21 protein-coding genes, 1 tRNA gene and 1 pseudogene are annotated in these 21,153 nt (G+C 72.3%); 10 read left to right on the top strand and 13 right to left on the bottom strand.

Features of this window, described 5'->3' with window-relative positions; translation table 11 throughout:
- The first annotated feature begins 1 nt into the window (after position 1).
- On the top strand, positions 2 to 175 hold the full coding sequence (locus ACQZOG_RS02905; RefSeq protein WP_193455011.1) for a hypothetical protein: 174 nt from the start codon (positions 2 to 4) through the stop codon (positions 173 to 175).
- Between the two features lie 17 nt (positions 176 to 192).
- On the opposite strand, the gene ACQZOG_RS02900 is transcribed toward ACQZOG_RS02905, so the two are convergent.
- Positions 193 to 666, bottom strand: a complete 474-nt coding sequence (locus ACQZOG_RS02900) for an MscL family protein (RefSeq protein WP_382004658.1) — start codon at positions 664 to 666, stop codon at positions 193 to 195.
- A gap of 392 nt (positions 667 to 1,058) precedes the next feature.
- Here ACQZOG_RS02900 and ACQZOG_RS02895 point away from each other — a divergent pair, with 392 nt between their 5' ends.
- Positions 1,059 to 1,805 carry a DUF6227 family protein gene (locus ACQZOG_RS02895; RefSeq protein ID WP_382004548.1) on the top strand — a complete coding sequence of 249 codons (747 nt, stop codon included), beginning with the start codon at positions 1,059 to 1,061 and terminating at the stop codon, positions 1,803 to 1,805.
- Positions 1,806 to 1,830: 25 nt separating this feature from the next.
- Here ACQZOG_RS02895 and ACQZOG_RS02890 read toward each other — a convergent pair whose 3' ends face one another.
- The 5 genes from ACQZOG_RS02890 to ACQZOG_RS02870 all read right to left on the bottom strand — a co-directional run bounded on the left by ACQZOG_RS02890 (position 1,831) and on the right by ACQZOG_RS02870 (position 7,936).
- Positions 1,831 to 2,124: a hypothetical protein gene (locus tag ACQZOG_RS02890; protein WP_037640082.1), complete on the bottom strand. Its 294-nt coding sequence runs from the start codon at positions 2,122 to 2,124 to the stop codon at positions 1,831 to 1,833.
- Between the two features lie 109 nt (positions 2,125 to 2,233).
- On the bottom strand, positions 2,234 to 4,396 hold the full coding sequence (locus ACQZOG_RS02885) for a PTS fructose transporter subunit IIABC (protein ID WP_430741246.1): 2,163 nt from the start codon (positions 4,394 to 4,396) through the stop codon (positions 2,234 to 2,236).
- Positions 4,397 to 4,517: 121 nt separating this feature from the next.
- Entirely contained in the window at positions 4,518 to 5,465 is a 948-nt protein-coding gene (gene pfkB / locus ACQZOG_RS02880; protein WP_033277389.1) for a 1-phosphofructokinase, read from the bottom strand.
- A complete protein-coding gene (locus tag ACQZOG_RS02875; protein WP_037640084.1) occupies positions 5,462 to 6,223 on the bottom strand; it encodes a DeoR/GlpR family DNA-binding transcription regulator in 762 nt (253 codons plus the stop codon). The genes pfkB and ACQZOG_RS02875 overlap by 4 nt, the downstream gene beginning before the upstream one ends.
- A gap of 183 nt (positions 6,224 to 6,406) precedes the next feature.
- Positions 6,407 to 7,936: an MFS transporter gene (locus tag ACQZOG_RS02870; protein ID WP_033277391.1), complete on the bottom strand. Its 1,530-nt coding sequence runs from the start codon at positions 7,934 to 7,936 to the stop codon at positions 6,407 to 6,409.
- A 62-nt stretch (positions 7,937 to 7,998) separates the two neighbouring features.
- On the opposite strand from ACQZOG_RS02870, the gene ACQZOG_RS02865 reads away from it, so the two are divergent.
- Positions 7,999 to 8,970: a helix-turn-helix transcriptional regulator gene (locus tag ACQZOG_RS02865; protein WP_033277392.1), complete on the top strand. Its 972-nt coding sequence runs from the start codon at positions 7,999 to 8,001 to the stop codon at positions 8,968 to 8,970.
- 486 nt (positions 8,971 to 9,456) lie between these two features.
- Here ACQZOG_RS02865 and ACQZOG_RS02860 read toward each other — a convergent pair whose 3' ends face one another.
- The 3 genes and pseudogenes from ACQZOG_RS02860 to ACQZOG_RS02850 form a co-directional block, all read right to left on the bottom strand.
- Positions 9,457 to 10,170, bottom strand: coding sequence for a TetR/AcrR family transcriptional regulator (locus tag ACQZOG_RS02860; RefSeq protein ID WP_359496601.1), 714 nt, complete (start codon positions 10,168 to 10,170; stop codon positions 9,457 to 9,459).
- Between the two features lie 418 nt (positions 10,171 to 10,588).
- Positions 10,589 to 11,287: a sigma-70 family RNA polymerase sigma factor gene (locus ACQZOG_RS02855; RefSeq protein WP_372453483.1), complete on the bottom strand. Its 699-nt coding sequence runs from the start codon at positions 11,285 to 11,287 to the stop codon at positions 10,589 to 10,591.
- A gap of 111 nt (positions 11,288 to 11,398) precedes the next feature.
- Positions 11,399 to 11,476: pseudogene (locus ACQZOG_RS02850) on the bottom strand (sigma-70 factor domain-containing protein); the annotation flags it as partial.
- A 305-nt stretch (positions 11,477 to 11,781) separates the two neighbouring features.
- Here ACQZOG_RS02850 and ACQZOG_RS02845 point away from each other — a divergent pair.
- Positions 11,782 to 12,300 carry a GNAT family N-acetyltransferase gene (locus tag ACQZOG_RS02845; protein WP_193455003.1) on the top strand — a complete coding sequence of 173 codons (519 nt, stop codon included), beginning with the start codon at positions 11,782 to 11,784 and terminating at the stop codon, positions 12,298 to 12,300.
- Between the two features lie 39 nt (positions 12,301 to 12,339).
- On the opposite strand, the gene ACQZOG_RS02840 is transcribed toward ACQZOG_RS02845, so the two are convergent.
- Positions 12,340 to 13,101, bottom strand: coding sequence for a dioxygenase family protein (locus ACQZOG_RS02840; RefSeq protein WP_359568824.1), 762 nt, complete (start codon positions 13,099 to 13,101; stop codon positions 12,340 to 12,342).
- A 146-nt stretch (positions 13,102 to 13,247) separates the two neighbouring features.
- Here ACQZOG_RS02840 and ACQZOG_RS02835 point away from each other — a divergent pair, with 146 nt between their 5' ends.
- Entirely contained in the window at positions 13,248 to 13,766 is a 519-nt protein-coding gene (locus tag ACQZOG_RS02835; RefSeq protein ID WP_359568801.1) for a MarR family winged helix-turn-helix transcriptional regulator, read from the top strand.
- A gap of 94 nt (positions 13,767 to 13,860) precedes the next feature.
- Here the strand turns inward: ACQZOG_RS02835 and ACQZOG_RS02830 are convergent, their stop codons facing one another.
- Positions 13,861 to 15,417 carry an MFS transporter gene (locus ACQZOG_RS02830; RefSeq protein WP_033276582.1) on the bottom strand — a complete coding sequence of 519 codons (1,557 nt, stop codon included), beginning with the start codon at positions 15,415 to 15,417 and terminating at the stop codon, positions 13,861 to 13,863.
- A gap of 147 nt (positions 15,418 to 15,564) precedes the next feature.
- Entirely contained in the window at positions 15,565 to 16,212 is a 648-nt protein-coding gene (locus ACQZOG_RS02825) for a TetR/AcrR family transcriptional regulator (RefSeq protein WP_058916619.1), read from the bottom strand.
- 288 nt (positions 16,213 to 16,500) lie between these two features.
- On the opposite strand from ACQZOG_RS02825, the gene ACQZOG_RS02820 reads away from it, so the two are divergent.
- The 5 genes from ACQZOG_RS02820 to ACQZOG_RS02800 all read left to right on the top strand — a co-directional run bounded on the left by ACQZOG_RS02820 (position 16,501) and on the right by ACQZOG_RS02800 (position 19,805).
- On the top strand, positions 16,501 to 17,793 hold the full coding sequence (locus ACQZOG_RS02820) for a M6 family metalloprotease domain-containing protein (protein WP_037640093.1): 1,293 nt from the start codon (positions 16,501 to 16,503) through the stop codon (positions 17,791 to 17,793).
- Positions 17,794 to 17,878: 85 nt separating this feature from the next.
- Positions 17,879 to 18,697 (top strand): SAM-dependent methyltransferase, encoded by an 819-nt coding sequence (locus ACQZOG_RS02815; protein ID WP_430741245.1) that lies wholly within the window; start codon positions 17,879 to 17,881, stop codon positions 18,695 to 18,697.
- Between the two features lie 174 nt (positions 18,698 to 18,871).
- Positions 18,872 to 18,944: transfer RNA gene (locus ACQZOG_RS02810), tRNA-Arg, on the top strand.
- 151 nt (positions 18,945 to 19,095) lie between these two features.
- Entirely contained in the window at positions 19,096 to 19,362 is a 267-nt protein-coding gene (locus tag ACQZOG_RS02805; RefSeq protein WP_191883223.1) for a hypothetical protein, read from the top strand.
- Positions 19,359 to 19,805, top strand: a complete 447-nt coding sequence (locus ACQZOG_RS02800) for a hypothetical protein (RefSeq protein ID WP_037640130.1) — start codon at positions 19,359 to 19,361, stop codon at positions 19,803 to 19,805. The genes ACQZOG_RS02805 and ACQZOG_RS02800 overlap by 4 nt, the downstream gene beginning before the upstream one ends.
- Before the next feature lie 610 nt (positions 19,806 to 20,415).
- Here ACQZOG_RS02800 and ACQZOG_RS02795 read toward each other — a convergent pair.
- Complete coding sequence (locus ACQZOG_RS02795; protein WP_033276571.1) at positions 20,416 to 21,087, bottom strand: enoyl-CoA hydratase-related protein; 672 nt, start codon at positions 21,085 to 21,087, stop codon at positions 20,416 to 20,418.
- Positions 21,088 to 21,153: the final 66 nt, after the last annotated feature.

Raw genomic sequence — 21,153 nt, 5'->3', positions numbered from 1 at the left:
CATGAGTACCGCCCCCGAGCAGCCGCACGAGCCGAAGCCCGCGCTCGTCTTCGACGACCCGCTGGACCAGCCGGCCTCCGACGACACGGACCGCGGCTGGGGCGAGCGACCGTCCGGCGACAGCGCCGCCGACCTGAGGCGTTTCCTCGACGAGAAGCCGCCCCACCACATCTGACCGCGCGGCGGGTTCTCCTACCGTCCGTCGTCGGTCCGCCCGTCGCCGGTCCGCCCGCCGTCGTCCGCCCGCAGGTTCCTGCCGCCGCCCTGCGCGCGCTCGGCGAGCAGCGCGTCGCGGATCTCCTTGAGGACTTCCAGCTCGGTCACCTCGACGACCTCGTGGGCACCTTCCTTCGCCTTCCGGCGCGCCTCCACGCGGGCCAGGTACTTCGCCATGGGCAGCACCATCAGGAAGTAGACGACGGCCGCCGTGAGCACGAACTGCAGTGTCGCGCCGAGCACCGAGCCCCACAGGATGCGCACGCCGGTCGCCGCGTCCCCGGTGCCCTCACAGGGGCCCTTGAGGCAGGACGTGTAGCTGTCGAGGTTCTGGGTGCCGAACGCACCGACGAGCGGGTTGATGACCCCTTCCACGACCGAGTTGACGATGTTGGTGAAGGCGGCGCCGATGACGACCGCCACCGCCAGATCGACGACGTTCCCGCGCATCAGGAAGGCCTTGAAGCCCTGCCACAGGCTCGTCTTCTCCTGGTCGCTCACTCCGGGGCCTCATTTCTCGTGCGTAGTGCGGAAGAAAGCGCTCCGCAACTTACGTCACCACCGAGGCGACGTGTCCAGTCGTGTCGGACAGCGGGACGGGAGGGGGCGAAGCCCCCGGCGTGCGCGGGGCGGCGCGCAACGGGTCGCATCCCCTCCCCCACGCACCCCTGAAGTACCGTTTGACCAGGAACAATTCATGTCGGGGCGAGGTCGGCCGGGAACTTTTCGTGTGTTCCGCTCGTCGTCCGGGCATACGTTTTCTCGGTTCCCGGACACGACGTCCGACCGAGGGGCTACGGTATGCACCCACAAGGTGACATGCAGCAACGCCGGGAGAAGCCTTGAGCGTTCCGTACGAGACGGCAGCGTGCGAACCACCTGACTCGTCCGACTCACCGGAGGAGCATCTCGCGCGCCTCCTGGGCCGCGCCCTGAACTCCTTCGAGCTGCCGGACGAGACGATCCGCCGGCTGGACTGCGCGCTGGCGCACGACGGTTCCCTGCACTCGGCGCACCACAGCGCGGGTCTGCACCGGGAGACCTACCGGCACACGTGGCTGCTGGCGGACGGTTCGGCGCTGACGCTGTGGGAGCTGGTCCACAACACCGCCCCGGGCAGCGAGCCGCAGCACGAGGTGTACGTGGACGAGGAGGAGTTGCGGACGGCGACCGCGCGGCTGCCGTTGCCGCCGGAGGCCCCGGACTTCGAACTGCCGGTGACGGCGCCCGCGTTCACGCTGCCCGCGGTACGCCACGCGTACATCCCGGACGGCTCCCCCGATCACGCGCGGCGTTTACTGCGCCGGGCGGAGAACGCGGACCGGCCGGACGCCGAGACGGCGGCCCTGCTGTCGACGGCGTGCGCGCATCGCATCACGCAGGCCTTCGGCCGTCCTTCGCGGGCGGGCCGTGCGGCGCTGTGCTTCTCGCTGTACGAGCACGCGTTCCTGCTGGGGGACGGCGGTGAGGTCTCGCTGTGGGAGGTCGAGCACACGGTGACGCCGGACGGGCGGCACATGTGCGAGGTGTACACGAGCGAGGACGCCGCGCGGCGGGCGATGGAGCGCCGGGCCGCGCAGGGCCGCTGAACCCCTGGGCGGGGTGGCAGCAGGCCTAGTCCCCTTCGGAGAGACGCCGTACGAGGACGGCGAACGCGTCGCGCTCGGCCTCGGTGAGGCGTACGGTCTCCGCGCTCGGGCCTGTGGCCCGCTGACGCGGGATGGTCGGGGAGCCGTGGTGGGTGTGGACGGGCGCCGGGACGGGCTCCGCCCCGGCATGGTGGCGCGCGCGCCGACGGAGGCGTACGCGGCGCCGGAGGGCGTCGGCCAGGCCGGCCGCGCAGGCCACAACCACCAGGGTGAGGACGGTGGCACCCGTCGTCCGCGAGAGGGTCTCGTGCTCAGCCATGCCGCCCAGTACACACCACGGTCCGGGGAGTTGTACCCCGGACCGTGACGATCGTGATCTATATCGCACTAGGCATGAACTGCCCACACACCCCCAAACGGACGCATCGTCACACCGTCCGCGCGGCGACCGTCTCCTTGCGCGTTCCGGCGCCCCCGGCCGCCGGTGCGAGGGCGGTGTCCTCGCCCGGCGCCGGACCGTCCGGACCGGCGGCCCCGCGCAGGCCCTTGAGGACGATCACGAGGGCCGTGGTGACGCCGACACCGGCCGCGATGGCGACCAGGTAGAGCAGCGGGTTGCCGATCAGGGGCACCACGAAGATGCCGCCGTGGGGTGCGCGCAGGGTGGCGCCGAACGCCATGGACAGGGCGCCGGTGACCGCGCCGCCCGCCATCGAGGCGGGGATGACGCGGAGCGGGTCGGCGGCGGCGAAGGGGATGGCGCCCTCGGAGATGAAGGAGGCGCCGAGGACCCAGGCGGCCTTGCCGTTCTCGCGTTCGGCGCGGTTGAAGAGCCGGCCGCGCACGGTGGTGGCGAGGGCCATCGCGAGGGGCGGGACCATGCCGGCTGCCATGACGGCGGCCATGACCTTCATCGCGGAGTCGCCGGGGTTCGCGACGGCGATGCCGGCGGTGGCGAAGGTGTAGGCGACCTTGTTGACGGGACCGCCGAGGTCGAAGCACATCATCAGGCCGAGCAGGGCGCCCAGCAGGACGGCGTTGGCCCCGGTGAGACCGTTCAGCCAGTCGGTCATCCCCTTCTGGGCCTCGGCGATGGGCTTGCCGATGACGACGAACATCAGGAAGCCGACGACCGCCGAGGAGATCAGCGGGATCACCACCACCGGCATGATGCCGCGCAGCGCCGCCGGGATGTTGACCTTCTGGATGGCGAGCACCACGCCGCCGGCGATCAGTCCGGCGGCGAGGCCGCCGAGGAAGCCGGCGTTGACGGTGAGGGAGATGGCGCCGCCGACGAAGCCGGGGACGAGTCCGGGCCGGTCGACCATGCCGTAGGCGATGTAACCGGCGAGGACGGGGACGAGGAAGCCGAAGGCGACGCCGCCGGTCTGGAAGAGCAGCGCGCCCCAGCTGGCGGCCTGGGTCCACACGAAGTGGTCCATGACCGACGGGGCCTCGTTGATCTCGTAGCCGCCGATCGCGAAGCCGAGGGCGATGAGCAGTCCGCCTGCGGCGACGAAGGGAACCATGTAGCTGACGCCGGACATCAGCCAGCGGCGCAGGCGGGTGCCGTAGCCCTCGTCGTCCGTGCCGGCGCGTTCGACGGGGGTGGCCCCGTCGGCGGGGCCGGCCGCGGTGGTCTCGCCGCGTGCGGCCTTGTCGCGGACCTCGCCGATCAGGTCGGCGGGGCGGTTGATCGCGGCCTTCACACCGGTGTCGACGGTGGGCTTCCCGGCGAAGCGCTGCTTGTCCCGTACGGGCACGTCGTGGGCGAGGATCACGCCGTCGGCGGCGGCGATCACGGCCGGGTCGAGCCGGGTGAAGCCGGCGGAGCCCTGCGTCTCGACGACGATCTCGACGCCCGCCTCGCGGCCTGCGGTCTCCAGCGACTCGGCGGCCATGTAGGTGTGGGCGATGCCGGTGGGGCAGGAGGTGACGGCGACGATCCGGAAGGGGCGGTCGCCGGCGGGGGCGGCGGAGCCCGTGGCGGTGCCGGCGGAGGCCGCCGCCGGCACCGCCACGGAGTCGTCGGGGACGGTGACCGCGCCCTCGTCAGCCGCGTTCCCGGAAGCCGCGCCCTCAGAGGCTCCACCGTCGGAAGCCGCGCCCTCGTCAGCCGCGCCCTCGGAAGTCGCGTCCCCGGAAGCCGTCTCCTCCCCCCGGATCAGCGCCGCCGCGTGCCCCGCGTCGGTCGCGGCGCGGAGGGCGTCGGTGAACTCGGTGTTCATCAGGCGCCGGGCGAGGGCGGACAGCAGAGTGAGGTGGGCGTCGTCGGCGCCGGCCGGGGCGGCGATGAGGAAGATCAGGTCGGCGGGCCCGTCGGGGGCGCCGAAGTCGATGCCGGCGGCGCTGCGGCCGAAGGCGAGGGTCGGCTCGGTGACGTGGGCGCTGCGGCAGTGCGGGATGCCGATGCCGCCGTCGAGGCCGGTCGGCATCTGCGCCTCACGGGCGGCGACGTCGGCCAGGAATCCCTCCAGGTCGGTGACCCGGCCCTGGGCCGCCATGCGCTCGGCGAGGGCGCGGGCCGCCGCTTCCTTGGTGTCGGCGGACAGGTCGAGGTCGACCAGGTCCGCGGTGATGGTGTCGCTCATCGCGGGCTCCTTCGCACGCGTATCGCCCGGGTCGCCCGTACGGCGGGGCGGGCGGGGGTGGGGACGAGAAGGGGACGGGGGAGCTCGTAGGAGAGGTCGTGGGACGTGGGGTCGGTGGGTGTCATCCGGCCGCTCCGTCCAGCGGCCGGTCGACGGGGATGTCGGCGGTGACGGTCACGGCGGCGGGGTCGAGGTCGCCGGGGGTCGGCATGAGGCTGCCGGGGAGGCGGACGGCGGCGGCGCCGTGGGCGACGGCGGAGGCGAGCGCCTCCGGTCCGCGGCCTCCGGCGACGAGGAACCCGGCGAGGGAGGCGTCGCCGGCGCCGACGTTGCTGCGGACGGCGTCGACCGGGGCGGTGCCGTACCAGGCGCCGTCGGCGTCGACGAGGAGCTGTCCTGCGGAGCCGAGGCTGGCGAGGACGGCGCGGGCGCCCGTCTCGCGCAGGTCCTCGGCGGCCTTGAGGGCGTCGCCGACGGTGGTGAGGGGGCGGCCGACGGCCTCGGCGAGTTCCTCGGCGTTGGGTTTGACGACGTCGGGGCGTTCGCGGAGGGCGGCGAGCAGGGCGGGGCCCGAGGTGTCGAGGGCGATGCGCAGGCCGGCGGCGTGCACGCGGGCGACGAGTGCGGCGTACCAGGAGGGGCCGAGGCCTCGGGGAAGGCTGCCGCAGCAGACGATCCAGTCGGCGCCGGCGGCGTGGCGGCGGACGGTGTCGAGGAGGTTCTCCTGCTCGGCGGGGGTGAGGTCCGGGCCGGGTGCGTTGATCTTCGTGAGGACGCCGTCGGTCTCGGCGAGGGCGATGTTGGAGCGGGTGGCGCCGGTGACGGGGACAGGGGCGACCTCGATGCCCTGGGCGTCGAGGAGGTCGGCGACCAGGGCGCCGGGGGCGCCGCCGAGCGGCAGGACGGCGACGGTGCGGCGGCCTGCGGCGGCGACGGCGCGCGAGACGTTGACGCCCTTGCCGCCGGGGTCGACGCGTTCGCCGGTGGCGCGGACGACCTCGCCGCGGTCCAGGGACGGCACCTCGTAGGTGCGGTCCAGGGACGGGTTCGGGGTGACGGTGAGGATCATGCGCGTACCACTTCCGTGCCGCCGGCCTCGATGGCGGCGGCGTCCCGCGGGTCGAGCCCGGTGTCGGTGACGAGGAGGTCCACGTCGTCGAGGCCGCCGAACCGCGCGAAGTGCTCCTGGCCGTGCTTGGAGGAGTCGGCGAGCAGCACCACGCGCCGGGCGGCGGCCGTCGCGGCGCGCTTCACCGCGGCCTCGGCGAGGTCGGGGGTGGTGAGGCCGTGCTCGGCGGAGAACCCGTTGGCGGCGAGGAACAGCACGTCGGCGCGGATCTCGGCGTACGCCCTGAGCGCCCAGGCGTCGACGGCGGCGCGGGTGCGGTGCCGTACGCGTCCGCCGACGAGGTGGAGCTGGATGCCGGGGTGGTCGGCGAGGCGGGCCGCGACGGGCAGGCTGTGGGTGACGACGGTGAGGGAGAGCTCCGGGGTCAGGAAGCCGGCGAGGCGGCCGGCGGTCGACCCCGCGTCGAGGATCATCGTGCCGTCGGCGGGAACTTCGGCGAGGGCGGCGCGGGCGATGCGGTCCTTCTCGTCGGCGGCGGTCGTCTCGCGTTCGGCGAGGTCGGGTTCGAAGTCGAGGCGTCCGGCGGGGATGGCGCCGCCGTGGACGCGGCGGACGAGTCCGGCGCGGTCGAGGGCCTTGAGGTCCCTGCGGATGGTCTCGGCGGTCACCTGGAACTCCTCGGCGAGCGAGACCACGTCGACGCGTCCACCGTCGCGGGCGAGGCGAAGGATCTCCTGCTGCCGTTCCGGTGCGTACATGGCCGCCTGCCTCCCGGTTCCGTCCGCGCTCACCCTCGCGGGCGCGTCCGTGTCCGAACGTGTGATTTCGCTGGGAGGCTACGTCGGGATGTCCGGAAAGTAAACAGTCACCGCCCGGAAACGGGCACAACCGGACGTCCGATCATGCCCACTTCCGGGCGGCGGTGCGTCGGAGCGGGCCCGTCAGGGCACCAGCTCCGGCTCCTTCTCCCCCACCGCCGGCGCCGCCTCGACGCCCGCGGCACCCTCGACGTGCTGCGCCGGCCGCTTCGGCAGGGCGAACATCAGCAGGAAGATCGCGCCGAGCACCGCCGCCACCCAGCCCAGGGCGTGGGTGAAGCCGTCCACGAAGGCGGGACCCACCTCGGCGGGCGCGAGCTTCTCGTCGATGACTCCGAAGAAGACCACGGAGACCAGACCGAGGCCGAGCGCGTTGCCCATCTGCTGCACGGTGTTGATGAGTCCCGACGCCGAACCGGCGTGCTCGCGCGGCACCTCGGACAGCACCGCGTCGGTCAGCGGGGCCACGACGAGCCCCATGCCGACGCCCATGACGGCCAGCGGGAGCGCCATCTGCCAGGAGGTGATGCCGAGCCCGTAGCGGTCGGCCTCCACCAGGTAGATCAGCACGCCGGCCATCATGACCAGGGCGCCCGCCTGGAGCACCTTGCGGCCGAAGCGCGGGACGAGCTGCTGCACGGACACCCCGGCGGCCACCGACACCGCGACGGAGAACGGCACGCCCGTCAGTCCGGCGCGCAGCGCGCTCCAGCCCAGCCCGATCTGCATGTACAGCGTCCACACGAGGAAGAAGATGCCGAGGCCGACGCCGAACACCGTCTGGACGGCGATGCCCGCCGCGAAGCTCTTCACCCGGAACAGCGACAGCTCGATCAGCGGGGAGCCGTCCCGCGCGCCCTTGGCCCGCTCGTATGCCACCAGGGCCGCGAACACGACGAGCGCGCCCGCCATCGACACGTAGCCCCACACCGGCCAGCCCAGCTCGCGGCCGCGGGTGAGCGGGTAGAGCAGCATCAGCAGGGCGAGGGTGACGAGGGCGACGCCGGGCAGGTCGAGTTTCAGGGCGCGGGGCGCCTTGGACTCGGTGATGAAGCGGCTGCCGAGGACGAGGGCGGCGACGCCGACAGGCAGGTTGATCAGGAAGATGGGCCGCCACTCCAGCCCGAAGAGATTGCCCTCCGTCAGCAGCGCGCCCAGCAGCGGCCCGGAGACCGCGCCGAGGCCGACGATCGCGCCGAACAGTCCGAACACCTTGCCGCGTTCGTGCGCGGGGAAGGTGGCGTGGACGATCGACAGCACCTGCGGCACCATCAGCGCGGCCATGGCGCCCTGGAGGATGCGGGAGGCGACCAGCATCTCGGGGTTCACGGCGAGCCCGCACAGGGCGGAGGCGACGGTGAAGCCGCCGATGCCGACGAGGAAGACCCGCTTGCGGCCGTGGATGTCGCCGAGCCGTCCGCCGGTGACCAGCCCGGCGGCGAAGGCGAGCGCGTAGCCGGCGGTGATCCACTGGATCTGGCTGAAGGTGGCGCCCTCGTCGCGCTGGATCGAGGGGACGGCGATGTTGACGATGGTGACGTCGACGAGGTCCATGAAGGCCGCGGTCATCACGATGGCCAGCGCGAACCAGCGCCGGCGGTCGCCCGGTACGGGCTGCGGTGTCGGTGCGTGAGCGGTGTCGGTGGAGTGCATGTCCGCGACGCTATGACCCGAGTAGGTCAGATCCGGTCCTACTGGTGGGGCATGCTCGACGCATGACGACGGACACCCCGGCACGGCTGCTCCAGTTGCTCTCCCTCCTCCAGACGCCCCGCGAATGGCCCGGCGGCGAGCTGGCCGACCGGCTCGGTGTCTCCCGGCGCACGGTCCGGCGGGACGTCGAGCGGCTGCGGGACATCGGCTATCCCGTGCAGGCGACGATGGGTTCGGACGGCGGCTACCGGCTGGTCGCGGGGAAGGCGATGCCGCCGCTGGTGCTGGACGACGAGGAGGCGGTCGCCATCGCGGTCGGCCTGCGGGCCGGCGCCGGCCACGCCCTGGAGGGGGTGGACGAGGCGTCGGTGCGGGCCCTGGCCAAGCTGGAGCAGGTGCTGCCCGGCAGGCTGCGGCACCGCGTGAGCGTGCTCCAGGCCGCGACGACCCCGCTCACCAGCGGGGACGGCCCGACGATCGCCCCGGAGACGCTCACGGTGATGGCGTCCACGGTGGCCGGGCACGAGCGGCTGCGGTTCTCCTACCGCGCCGCCGACGGCACCGAGTCCCGGCGCCTGACCGAACCGCACCGGCTGGTGTCCACCGGCCGCCGCTGGTACCTGGTCGCCTACGACCTCGACCGCGCGGACTGGCGCACCTTCCGTGTCGACCGGGTCAGCGACCCCTTCGCCACGGGCGCCCGCTTCAGCCCGCGTGAACTGCCGACGGGCAGCGCCGCGGAGTTCCTGCGGCGGTCCGTGAACCGCGCGCTCGACTCCTACGAGATCACCGTCACGTTCGCCGCGCCCGCCGCGACGGTCGCGCCGCGGCTCCCGCCCTGGATGGGCGCGCCCGAGCCGCTGGACGAGGACAGCTGCCGGCTGCGGGCGACGGTGAGCGGCCCGAAGGACTGGATGGCGGTACGCCTGGCCATGCTGGGCCACGCCTTCACGGTCCAGGACCCCCCGGAACTGGCGGAGGCGGCCCGCACCCTGGGCACCCGCCTGACGCACGCGGCGGGCGCCGTGGAGTAGCTCCCCGGCGCCCCGGACACACGGGTCCGCACCCGCAGGCGCGCCTGTCACCGCCCTCGCGCCGACGCAGGCGCGCCTGCACGATGCCCACGCCGCCAACGCCCGCGTGACCGCGAGCCGCCCCACGCCCAGGCCTCGGCACAACCACGCCCTGCGTGCACCCGCCGGATCCAGTGCCCGCACGGGCAGCGCCCGCGTCCCCGCGAACCGCCCCACGCCCGTCACCGCCCAGGCCCGGCACCACCACGCCCTGCGCGCACCAGCCGGATCCAGCCCCTCACCGCCAACGCCCGAGTGGGCCCCACCCCACGCCCGTCACCGCCCAGGCCTCGACACCACCACGCCCGTGCCGCCTCTCCCCGCCCCGTCAACGCCCTCGTCCGCCCGCGCCATCGGTCGCGGCCCCCCGCCGTCGACACCTCACGCGCCCGACTCGCGCCCGAGACCTCCCCGCCTCCCCCTCCGCCCCCGCGCCGCCCCGCGCGCTTACCGCCCCCGTGGCCCCGCCACCGCCGCCCACGGAAAGTCCCGCAGCGCGGACAGATTCGCGGCGGCCAGCTCCGCGGGGCCGGCCGGGCCTTCCGCTGGGCCGTCGAGTGCCGCCCAGTTCTCCATGGCGGTGCGGACGGCGGCGCTCGCGGCGGCCGCGGCGAAGCACAGGCGGGTGCGGGTGGCGACGTCGGTGTCCGGTCGCGGGGGCGGGCCGTCGGTCAGCCGGCGGGCCAGCGCGTCCGCCAGGTCCCGTTCCGAGGCCCGGCAGGCCTCCGCCCACACCCTGCCCAGCGCGGGGTTGTCCGCCGCGAGCCGGATGAGGGTGCGGACCCAGTTCCAGGACTCCTCGGCGACCCCGAGCCCGGGGGTGAGGGTGTGCCGGGCGGCCTCCTCGAGCACGCGCGGCAGGGGCGTCCCGGCGGGAGCGGCGCGGACCGCGTCCACCCAGCGCCGGGCGCCGAGCGCGTAGAGGGGGCCGATGGCCTCTTCCTTGGTGGGGAAGTACCGGTAGAAGGTGCGCGGGGCGACGCCGGCCGCGTGGGCGATGTCCTCGGCGCGGGTGGCGCGCAGGCCGTCCCGGACGAACAGCCCGGCGGCGGTGCGGGCGATGTGGAGGCGGGTCCGCGCCTTGCGCCGTTCGGTCAACGAGCCGTCGGCCGCCGGGTCTTCGGGGAACGGCGGGGGCGGCGTCGGAGTGGTGCTGCTCACCTTCGGCAGGCTATGCCCATGTGGCACAATCTGCCATCTGGCGGGCCACCCCGGGGTTCAGGTCCGGGGTGACCCGCTGGGAAAGACAGCGAAAAGCCGGGCCCGGCGCCCGGGGGGACAGGCGCCGGACCCGGCGTGGGAAGTCCCGGCGCCGGGGGGGGGTGGTGCGTCGGGACGTGGCGCGTGGGTCGGCCCGGGGCCCGAGGCCCCAAAGCCTTCCGACTACTGGGTTCTCACGTCTTGTTCCCCGGCCCCGCCGGGTTGAAGCGGCGGGGAACAGCCATGTTTGCGCGGTCTTCCGCCACCCGGCGCACGCGGCCCGCGCCCCTCACGCGACCGCGCGCGGCACGGCCGTCACGCGGGACGTCCGGCGCGCGGTCGCGGGGCCGGACGCCGCGCCGGCGGACGGACGCTTCCGTCACGCCGCCGCGTCGAACCCGGTGGAACGGGCCAGCTTCTTCAGCTCCAGCAGCGCGTGCTTCTCGATCTGGCGGATGCGCTCGCGCGTCAGACCGTGCTCCTTGCCGACCTCGGTCAGCGTGCGCTCGCGGCCGTCCTCGATGCCGTAGCGCATCTTGATGATGGAGGCCGTGCGCTGGTCGAGGCGGCCGATCAGGTCGTCCAGCTCCTCGCTGCGCAGCAGCGTCATCACGGACTGCTCCGGCGACACCGCGGAGGTGTCCTCCAGGAGGTCGCCGAACTGGGTCTCGCCCTCGTCGTCCACCGACATGTTCAGCGACACCGGGTCACGGGCCCAGTCGAGCACGTCGGTGACGCGCTCCGGCGTGGAGCCGAGCTCGGCGGCGATCTCCGCGGGCTCGGCGTCGCGGCCGTGCTCACGGTTGAACTCGCGCTGCACGCGACGGATCCGGCCCAGCTCCTCCACCAGGTGGACGGGCAGACGGATCGTGCGCGACTGGTCGGCTATGGACCGGGTGATGGCCTGCCGGATCCACCAGGTGGCGTACGTCGAGAACTTGAAGCCCTTGCGGTAGTCGAACTTCTCGACCGCGCGGACCAGGCCGGCGTTGCCCTCCTGGATGAGGTCGAGCAGCGGCAGACCGCTGCGCGGGTACCGCCGGGCGACGGCGACGACCAGGCGGAGGTTGGAACGGATGAAGATGTCCTTCGCCCGCTCGCTGGCGTCGACCAGGGCCTGGAGTTCCTCGGGGGTGGCTCCTACCTTGTTCTCCTCGCGCCCGTCGAGGATCTGCTGTGCGAACACACCCGCTTCGATGATCTGTGACAGCTCGACTTCCTTGGCGGCGTCGAGCAGCGGCGTGCGCGCGATCTCGTCGAGGTACATGCCGACCAGGTCGCGGTCGGCGATCTCGCCGCCATGGGCGCGAACACTGCTTGCCGAGTCGACCGTCTCGCCGGAGGCGGACTGACGACGGGCGACGGCACGGGTTGCCATGCGTGCTCCCTTGCGATGGTGAGGTCAGCGGGTGGTCCTGCGGACACTCGGCACGGTCTTCAGGGTCTTTTCCGGACTCTGCTCGGGTGCCCGCATCCGTAGGAAACAACGACTGGAATCAGGACAGAATTCCCAACCCGCCCCCCGATTTTTCTGATCATGCAGTACCCTGTCCGGCCACGCAGGGAGGTGCGATGGAGCCGGGTCACGCGGAGGTGCAGGTCAGACCGGGGAACGAGGGTGACCTCGTGGCCCTCACCGACCTCTACAACCACTACGTACGTGAGACGGCCGTCACGTTCGACACCACTCCGTTCACTCCGGCGGAGCGACGCCCCTGGCTGCTCTCCCACCCTGTAGACGGCCCCCACCGCCTGATGGTTGCCACGGCCGCCGGGTCCGGGCGGGTCCTCGGGTACGCCTCGTCGGGCCCGTTCCGCGCGAAGCCCGCCTATGCGACGTCCGTCGAGACGACGGTGTACGTCGCCCCGGACGCCGGCCGGCGCGGCATCGGAACCCTGCTCTACCAGGCCCTTTTCGACGCCCTGGCGGACGAGGGGCTGCACCGCGCCTACGCGGGCGTCGCCCAGCCGAACGCCGCCTCGACGCGGCTGCACGAGCGGTTCGGCTTCCGGTACGTCGGCACGTACCGCGAGGTGGGTCACAAGTTCGGCCGCTGGTGGGACGTGGCCTGGCACGAGAAGGAGCTGTGACGCCACTCCCCCGCCGGCCCCGCCCCACGGGGCACCGCCTCAGCCGAACTGCACCGACCGCTTGGCCAGCCCCATCCAGAACCCGTCGATCACGGACTTCTGTTCCCCGAGCTCGCCCGCCGCGTCCGCGGCGCCCATGGTGACGAAGAGCGGGGCGAAGTGCTCGGTGCGCGGGTGGGCGAGCCGGCCCGCCGGGGACTTGCGGGTGAAGTCGAGCAGCGCGTCCACGTCCCGCGCCTGGAGCGCCTCCCTGCCCCACGCGTCGAACTCGGCCGACCAGGCGGGGATGCCGCCTTGGCGCAGCGCGGCGAGGTTGTGGGTGAAGAAGCCGGAGCCGACGATCAGCACGCCCTCGTCCCGCAGCGGGGCGAGGCGGCGGCCGGTCTCCATCAGCTTCACGGGGTCGAGGGTCGGCATGGAGATCTGGAGGACGGGGATGTCGGCGTCCGGGTACATCTCGACGAGCGGGACGTAGGCGCCGTGGTCCAGGCCCCGGTCGGGGACGTCCTGCACGGGGGTGCCGGGGGCGCGCAGCAGTTTGCGTACCGACTCGGCGAGCTCGGGGGCTCCGGGGGCCCGGTAGGTCACCCGGTAGTAGTGCTCGGGGAAGCCCCAGAAGTCGTAGACCAGGGGGACGGTCTCGGTCGCGCCGAGGGCGAGCGGGGCCTCCTCCCAGTGGGCGGAGACGACGAGGATCGCCTTGGGGCGGGGGAGGTCCGCGGACCAGGCGGCGAGCTCGCCGGGCCAGACGGGGTCGTCGGCCAGGGGCGGGGCGCCGTGGCTGAGGTAGAGCGCCGGCATGCGCTCCTGAGTGGCGGCGGTCATGACGGCGACTCCTTCCTTCGCGAGCGTCTCCTGGAAGCTTCTACTTGAACTCTCAACTTCCACTGACGACTGTACGCCCCATTTGTTTAACCTTCAAGAAGAGCGCCCGTACAGTGGGGTACATGAACACGGCATCCGCATCTTCGGCAGCCGCCGGGGAGCCACGCTGGCTCACCGACGAGGAACAGCGCGTCTGGCGTGCGTACGTCGACGCCACCACGCTCCTGGAGGACCACCTCGACCGTCAGCTCCAGCGGGACGCGGGCATGCCGCACGTCTACTACGGCCTGCTGGTGAAGCTGGCCGAGGCACCCCGCCGGCGGCTGCGGATGACGGAGCTGGCCAAGGACGCCAAGATCACCCGCTCGCGCCTGTCGCACGCGGTCTCACGGCTGGAGAAGAACGGCTGGGTCCGCCGCGAGGACTGCCCCGCCGACAAGCGCGGCCAGTTCGCCGTGCTCACCGACGCGGGCATGGACGTCCTGCGCCGCCACGCGCCCGGCCATGTCGACGCCGTACGGCAGGCGGTGTTCGACCGGCTCACCCCGGAACAGCAGAAGTCCCTCGGCGAGATCATGGGGATCGTCGCCGAGGGACTTCAGCCGAGCGAAGCGGGTGCGGACCTGCCCTGGCTCCGCTGACGCCGCGGAAGCCGGGGCAGGTCCTTCGGAACCGCTCGGAAGGGGCGTCCCCTTCCCCTCCCGCGCGGACGGCTCCGGGAGGCGGGCCCGTGGGTCAGTGCATGGCCACCGGCACGGCCGCCTCGTTCTCCGCGGCCGCGTCGGAGGACCCGGCGACCGCCGTGCCGCCCGGACGGCCCGCGTTGATCAGGGTCAGGGCGATGACCGCGGCCGCCACCAGGATCCCGACGGCGAACCAGATGGCGCTGGTGTAGCCCTGCACCTGCCCCTGGAGCTGGACCAGCTGCTGCTGGGCCCGGCCCGAGGCGCCGCCGATGTGGTCGGCGACGTAGGCGGTGGTGGCGGAGGCGGCGATCGTGTTCAGCAGGGCCGTGCCGATCGCGCCGCCCACCTGCTGCGAGGTGTTGACCATCGCGGAGGCGACACCGGAGTCACGCGGCTCGACGCCCAGGGTGGCCAGCGACATGGCCGGCATGAACGCCGTACCCATGCCGAGACCCAGCAGCAGCATGCCGGGCAGCAGCACGGCCGCGTACGAGGTGCCGATCTCCAGCTGGGTCAGCAGCAGCATACCGACCGCCGCGACCAGGAAGCCGGGGCCCATCAGCAGCCGGGGCGGGACCCGCGTCATCAGCCGGGCGCCGATCTGCGTGGAGCCCGTGATCATGCCCGCGATCATCGGCAGGAAGGCGAAGCCGGTCTTCACCGGCGAGTAGCCCTTCACGACCTGGAGGTAGTAGGTGAGGAAGAGGAACAGGCCGAACATCGCGATGATGGCCAGGCCCAGCGACAGGTAGACCCCGCCGCGGTTGCGCTCGGTGATCACGCGCAGCGGCAGCAGCGGCGCCTTGACCCGCGCCTCGACGGCCACGAACGCGGCGAGCAGCACGGCCGAGGCGACGAACATGCCGATGGTGAGGGTGTCGCTCCAGCCCTCGGACTCGGCGCGGGTGAAGCCGTAGACCAGCGCGACCAGACCCAGGGTGGACAGGATCACGCCGGGGACGTCCAACGGGGAACGGTTGCGGCCGCCCTTGGGCTCACGGATGACGAAGTACGCGCCGGCCGCGGCGACCACGGCGAACGGGATGTTCACGAAGAACGTCCAGCGCCAGTCCAGGTACTCGGTGAGGAAGCCGCCGAGGATCAGGCCGACGGCGCCACCGCCACCCGCGATCGCACCGTAGATGCCGAACGCCTTGGCGCGCTCCTTGCCGTCGGTGAACATCACCGCGAGCAGCGACAGCGCGGCGGGCGCGAGCAGCGCGCCGAACGCGCCCTGGAGTGCGCGGGCGCCGAACATCATCGCCTCGTTGGTGGCCGCGCCGCCCAGCGCGGACGCCAGCGCGAAGCCGCCGAGACCGACCACGAAGGCCCGCTTTCGCCCCCACAGGTCGGCGATCCGGCCGCCGAACAGCAGAAGTCCGCCGAAGGCCAGGGCGTAGGCGGTGACCACCCACTGGCGGTTGCCGTCCGAGATGCCGAGGTCCTGCTGGGCGGAGGGCAGGGCGATGTTCACGATGGTGGCGTCCAGGACGACCATCAGCTGGGCTATCGCGATGAAGGCGAGGGCTTTCCAGCGGTTGGCGTCCGGGCCGCCTGCGTCGGCGCGGCCCGGGGCCTTTCCGGCCGGGGACACTGTTTCAGACATGGGGGTACCCACTTCGGGACTTGTAGCGGAATGAAGATGTGAGTAACGAAAAATCGGACGTGTTGGGCCAGCGGCGCGTCCCCGTCGACGGCCGTCGGTGCCGGTGCCCGTGATCAGGACGGGCGGCCTGAAGGTGTCAGGAGTCGCTCAGCGGCGCAGGTCCTCCACGGTCACGGCCGAACCCCGCAGGACGGAGGGCGCGGGCGCCCGCATGCCGTCCAGGAACAGCTGGACGTGGCGGTGGACGAAACGGTCGGCGCTCATGCAGGCGGTGCCGGCCGGGGGCCGGCTCAGCTGCGCGACGCCCACCATCAGGTCGCCGTACTCCACGTCGTCCCGCAGCTGCCCGGCCGCGCGTGCGCGGTCCATGAGCTGGGCGACGAGGCTCTCGGCGCGCCGCCGCGCCTCCTCCAGGTCGGAGTGGCTCTGGTCGAAGGTGCTGGAGATCATCGGGCACAACGCGCTGATCCGCTCGTCCGCGGCCGTGTGCGCGAAGCGCTCCAGCGCCTCGAAGGCGTCCCCGGTCTCGTTCAGCGCCTGCTCGGCGGCCCGCACCGTACGGTCCATGACGGAGCAGACCACCTCGCGCACGAGCGCGTCGCGGTCGGGGAAGTTGCGGTACACCGTGGCGTTGCCGACGCCGGCCCGGCGGGCGATCTCGTCGAGCGGGACCTCGGGCCCGAACTCGGTGAACATCTCCCGGGCGGCGGCGACGATCCGCTCCCGGTTGCGCAGGGCGTCGGCGCGGGGCCGGGGCGCCTTGCGCGTCAGGGGGGTCTCGGTCGTCGCGGTCACGGTGCACTCCTCGGGGTGTTGCTCTGGCGTCTGTTCTTGTCTGCCGTTCTTCGTCTGCGGCGGAACCGGGGATTGTGTCCCCGGATCGTGCGGACACAGGCGTAAACGGGGAGACGATCCCCGGTTATTTCCCGGACGGGAAGTTTTTCATGTGACCCAGGTCACACTTCGTTCCCACTGGCCTCCACGATCGGACCACCCGGCGAGCGCACCCCCCACCCGTGACGCAGGGTGATCGAGAGGGTGCAGTCGGAGACGGCGGCTGCCGTGCGGAGCGGAGGTCCCCCCATGCAGCCGCAGCCGAGCCGAGGCCGGATATCCCCGCGCCGCCTGGCCGCCCTGGGCTCCGTCGCCGCCCTCACCCTCGCGGTCTGCAGCTCGGCCGGAAGCGGTCACCTCTCCCCCGCCACCACCGCCCCCGGCGCCGGCCCGAGCGCCCTCTCCCGCAGCTCCGCCCACGGCCCGTGCATGATCGGCAGCGACCGCGAGGTCCAGATGTCCGAAGGCATCCCCACGGACCCCGGCTACACCCGCTCCACCGGCACGGTCCGCGCCCTCACCCTGATGATCGACTTCTCGGACGCCCCCGGCGACGGCGACGCCCTGGACCGCTACCGCGAGTTCTTCCCGCAGACCCGCGAGTGGTTCACCACCAGCTCCTACGGCCGCCTCGACTACCGCCCCGAACTGCCCGTCCCCGAGTGGCTGCGCATGCCGAAGTCCTTCCGCCAGTACGGCATAGAGCGCGGCGCCCCCTTCGACCCCGGCTACCGGGAGCTGATCCGCGACATCGTCTCCGAGGCCGACACCGAGGTGGACTTCCAGTCGTACGACCTGGTCAACGTCCTCGTCACCCCCAACGCGGGCCCCGCCGCCCTGGACACCGTCCTGTCCGTCACCTTCGCCGGCAACGACGAGGCCCCCACCGCGGACGGCCGGCCCGTCTCCAACGCGTCGTTCGTCTACTCCCGCCAGGACGACGGCTCCGGCTCCTACGCCCGCACCGGCTACCGCGTGCTGCCCCACGAGAACGGCCACGTCTTCGGCCTGCCCGACCTCTACACCGCCGAGGGCGGCGGCGCCGTCGGCCACTGGGACATCATGAGCGAGGACTGGGGCGCCAACAACGACTTCCTCGCCTGGCACAAGTGGAAGCTGGGCTGGCTGGACACGTCCCAGGTGAGCTGCGTGGCCGGGCGCGGCTCGCGGGAGTACGTCCTGACGCCGCTGGCCCGCGCGGGCGGCCCCAAGCTGCTCTTCGTCCCGCTCGACGCGCACTCCGGGTACGCGGTCGAGGTCCGCACCCGCGAGGGGAACGACGAGGCGGTGTGCCGGCCGGGCGTCCTGATCTACCGGGTCGACGCGGACGTGGACACGGGCATGGGCCCGATCACCGTGCACGACGCGACCCGCGACAGCGGCGGCTGCACCCGGGCGCCCAACGTGCACGCGGAACTGTCGGACGCGACGTTCGAGCCGGGGCAGAGCTTCGTGGACCGGGAGGAGGGGGTGCGGGTGGCGGTGCTGGCGGGGGGCGAGGAGGAGTACCGGGTGAGGGTGACGCGCACGACGTCCCGGTGACAGCTCGGCGGGGCTGACCGGTCCCTTACAACTCCCCCCGCTAGGTTGCTCCTTGACAGCTGCCGGTCAGCTCTGGGAGGACGTAGTGACGGAGATATCCGCGGCATCGCTCGAGGCGCGCAAGCGCATCAGGACCGACCAGCCGCACACCGCGCGCATCTGGAACTACTGGCTGGGCGGCAAGGACAACTACCCGGTCGACCAGGCCGCCGGCGACCAGATCCGCGAGCTGCACCCCGGCATCGGCGACTACGCCCTCGCCGACCGGCAGTTCCTCGGCCGCGCGGTGCGGCACCTGGCCGGACCGTGCGGGATCCGCCAGTTCCTCGACATCGGCACGGGCCTGCCCACGGCCGACAACACCCACGAGGTGGCGCAGCGCGTCGCGCCCGACTCGCGGGTCGTCTACGTCGACAACGACCCCATCGTGCTGGCGCACGCGGAGGCGCTGCTCACCAGTACGCCGGAGGGCAGCACGGCATACCTCGACGAGGACCTGCGCGACATCGACGCGATCCTCGAACAGGCCGCGAGGACACTGGACTTCGGCAAGCCGGTCGCGATGGTCCTGCTGGGCGTGGTCATCTTCATCGAGGACGACGAGGAGGCGTACGGGGTGGTGCGCCGCCTGATGGACCGCCTGCCGTCGGGCAGCCACCTCGTCCTCTCCCACACGATCACCCGCCCGGACATGCCGGACGTGGACGCGGCGGTGGCGTTCTGGAACGAGAACGGGACGCCGAAGCTGACGCAGAGGACACCGGGGGCGGTGTCCCGCTTCTTCGAGGGGCTCGAGCTGCTGGAGCCGGGGGTGGTGTCCTGCAACCGGTGGCGCCCGGACGAGGGCTCCGGTGAGGTTCCGGCGGAGGTGGCGATGTTCGGCGGGGTGGCGCGGAAGCCGTGAGGGGGTGGGTGGGGGCCGGGCGGACCCTGGCCGATCGGCCGGTCGAACTTCTCGATCTTCGGCTGTCCCCGACCCCCACCCACCCGGACACCGATCCGGTACCCTGTGGATCGAGCGCCCAGGCGGTCGCCGCTGTCCCCGTGACCGGGCCCGCAGCCACCGACCAGGACGCACGCCTTCGTAGCTCAGGGGATAGAGCACCGCTCTCCTAAAGCGGGTGTCGCAGGTTCGAATCCTGCCGGGGGCACAGAGCAAAGGGCCAGCTCAGGAGGGGTTTCCTCCCAGGCTGGCCCTTCGTCGTGTCCGGGGTCGTGGGCATCTCGCACATTTCTGATCTTCGGAACCGGTTCTTTCGAGAAGAGCAGGCCATGCCGCACAGAGCGTGGCATACTCGAAGTATGGCAACTCGGAAGATCACCATCACCGTGCCGGAAGAGCTGGTGGAATCGATCAAGGAGCGCGTCGACGCACGCGGGGTGTCCGGCTACATCGCGGCCGCCGCCGCCCACCAGGACGCCATGGACCGCCTGCGCGAGTTGGCTGACCGGCTCGAGGAAGAGCACGGCGCCGTGACCGACGACGAGCAGCAAGCGGCGCTGGAGCGCATCGCCGCCATCGACGGCTGGCACGACCAGCAGCGATCGGCTTCGGACGAGGCCGCGTGAGCCGCACCGCCCGAGCGAAGCTGCACCGGCCGCGACAGCGCGTCTTCGTGTTCGACTCCGAGGCGCTCTCCAAGGCGGTCCAGGGCGATCGGGAGATGACCGCGCTGATCAAGACGGCCCCGCGGCTCGACATCCCGATCGTCACCTCGGCGCTCACGACCCTGGAGGCCTGGGACCCGCGCGAAGCGTCGCGGCAGGCGCTGTGGAACTGGACGCTGTCCCGGATCCGCATCGTGCACACGGACGACCAGGTGACCGTTATGGCACGCGACATGCTGAAGGCAGCCGGCCTGCACGGGCACAAGTACGCCATCGACGCCGTCCTGGCGGCTGTGGCCGGGCGGGAAGCCGCACAGGGAGCCCAGGCGACCGTCTTCACCTCCGACACCGACGACATGAATCAACTCCTCGCCGGCCATTCCGTGCGAGTCGAGAAGGTCTGACGGGACGCCCGCACCTCACTCCGGCCGCTCGCCGGGCCCAAAGCGCTTCATGGCCTTCGCCGGACAGCACACTCACCGACACGCATTCACACACACGAGGACGGGAAGCTCCAGGGACATCGCCGTAGTACGCGTGATCACGATGCTTCCGCCGTTCCTGTACTGCACGGAGATGATTGCGGGAGCCGCTTCGGAGGACGTCGCGATGACCCTCCTCCGATATGTCCTGGGGCCCAGCTGCGTCCTCGCCACAGCGTGCATGGTGTGGTTGATCGCGACGTATGAAGGCTCGCCGCAAAAGGACTTCCACGTCCCGTTGGTCGTCTTCGGAGGCTCGCTCCTGAACTGCCCCTCCGGCTTCGCGACCGGCCCCGTCGCCTACGTGCTGGTGCCCACTGGCCGCTCCTCTCGCCCAGTGGGCACTGCCGAGACTGCACAGGCTGCGGGAAGAGATCCGCGACTGACCATACGGCCACGTCACCGTGCGGTCCCTGCCTGCTGCACACAGCAGGCAGTTGCAGCCCCAGCGGCGTCCAGGGGCAGGTGCGCCGGACCGCTGTGGGATGTCGGCGTCGGGCAGGAGCAGAACCGACAACCGTCCTGACGCCCGTCAGCCCATCGGGTTCGCCGTGTCCCTCAGGGTCGACAAAACCTCCGTGTACAGGCGGGACTTGATCGTGCCCAGGGTGTTGCCGGCCTTGCCGGAGAGGGACTCGGCCAGGGCGATCGCCGTGGGGCGGACATCGGCCTCCGCGACCGCCCGGTCCACGATCGACGACGCCGCCGCGTCCGCTCCCCCGTACCGCCGTGCCGTCGTCATCGCCTCGTGGGCCGTCTGCGGGGCCAGGCGCGCGCGGATGAGGGCCGACATGCCAGGGGTGAACGGGATGTCGATGTCCGCCTCCGGGAGGCACCAATAGCCGCGGTCCTCGCGCATGACGCGGAAGTCGTGGGCCAGCGACAGCATCGCCCCTGCCGCGAACGTGTGGCCCTGGAGCGCGGCCACCGTCATCACCGGCAGCGACAGCACCCGCGCGAACAGCTGGTGCACCGACACCACGTAGTCCTGGTAGTGGTCCGCGTTGGCGAACAGCCATTCCAGGTCCAGGCCGTTGGACCAGAACTTGCCCGTCGCCGCCGTCACCAGGGCGCGCGGGCCCTCCGCCTTCTCGACCTCGTCGAGCGCGGCCGCGACCGCGGCGATCCAGTCGGGGTGGAAGCGGTTCTCGCCGTCTCCCAGGTCGAGGACGAAGACGTTCTCGTGGCGGTCCAGCGTGGGCATGACGGCGCTCCGTTCACCTGTGGCTACTGGCCAGTAACTTAAAGGGCCGGTGCGGTGAACGCAAGA

This window comes from Streptomyces sp. P13-3-3, from assembly GCF_050571355.1.
In the GTDB taxonomy this organism is placed as follows: domain Bacteria; phylum Actinomycetota; class Actinomycetes; order Streptomycetales; family Streptomycetaceae; genus Streptomyces; species Streptomyces althioticus.
This window is presented reverse-complemented; position numbering and strand designations above follow the sequence as displayed.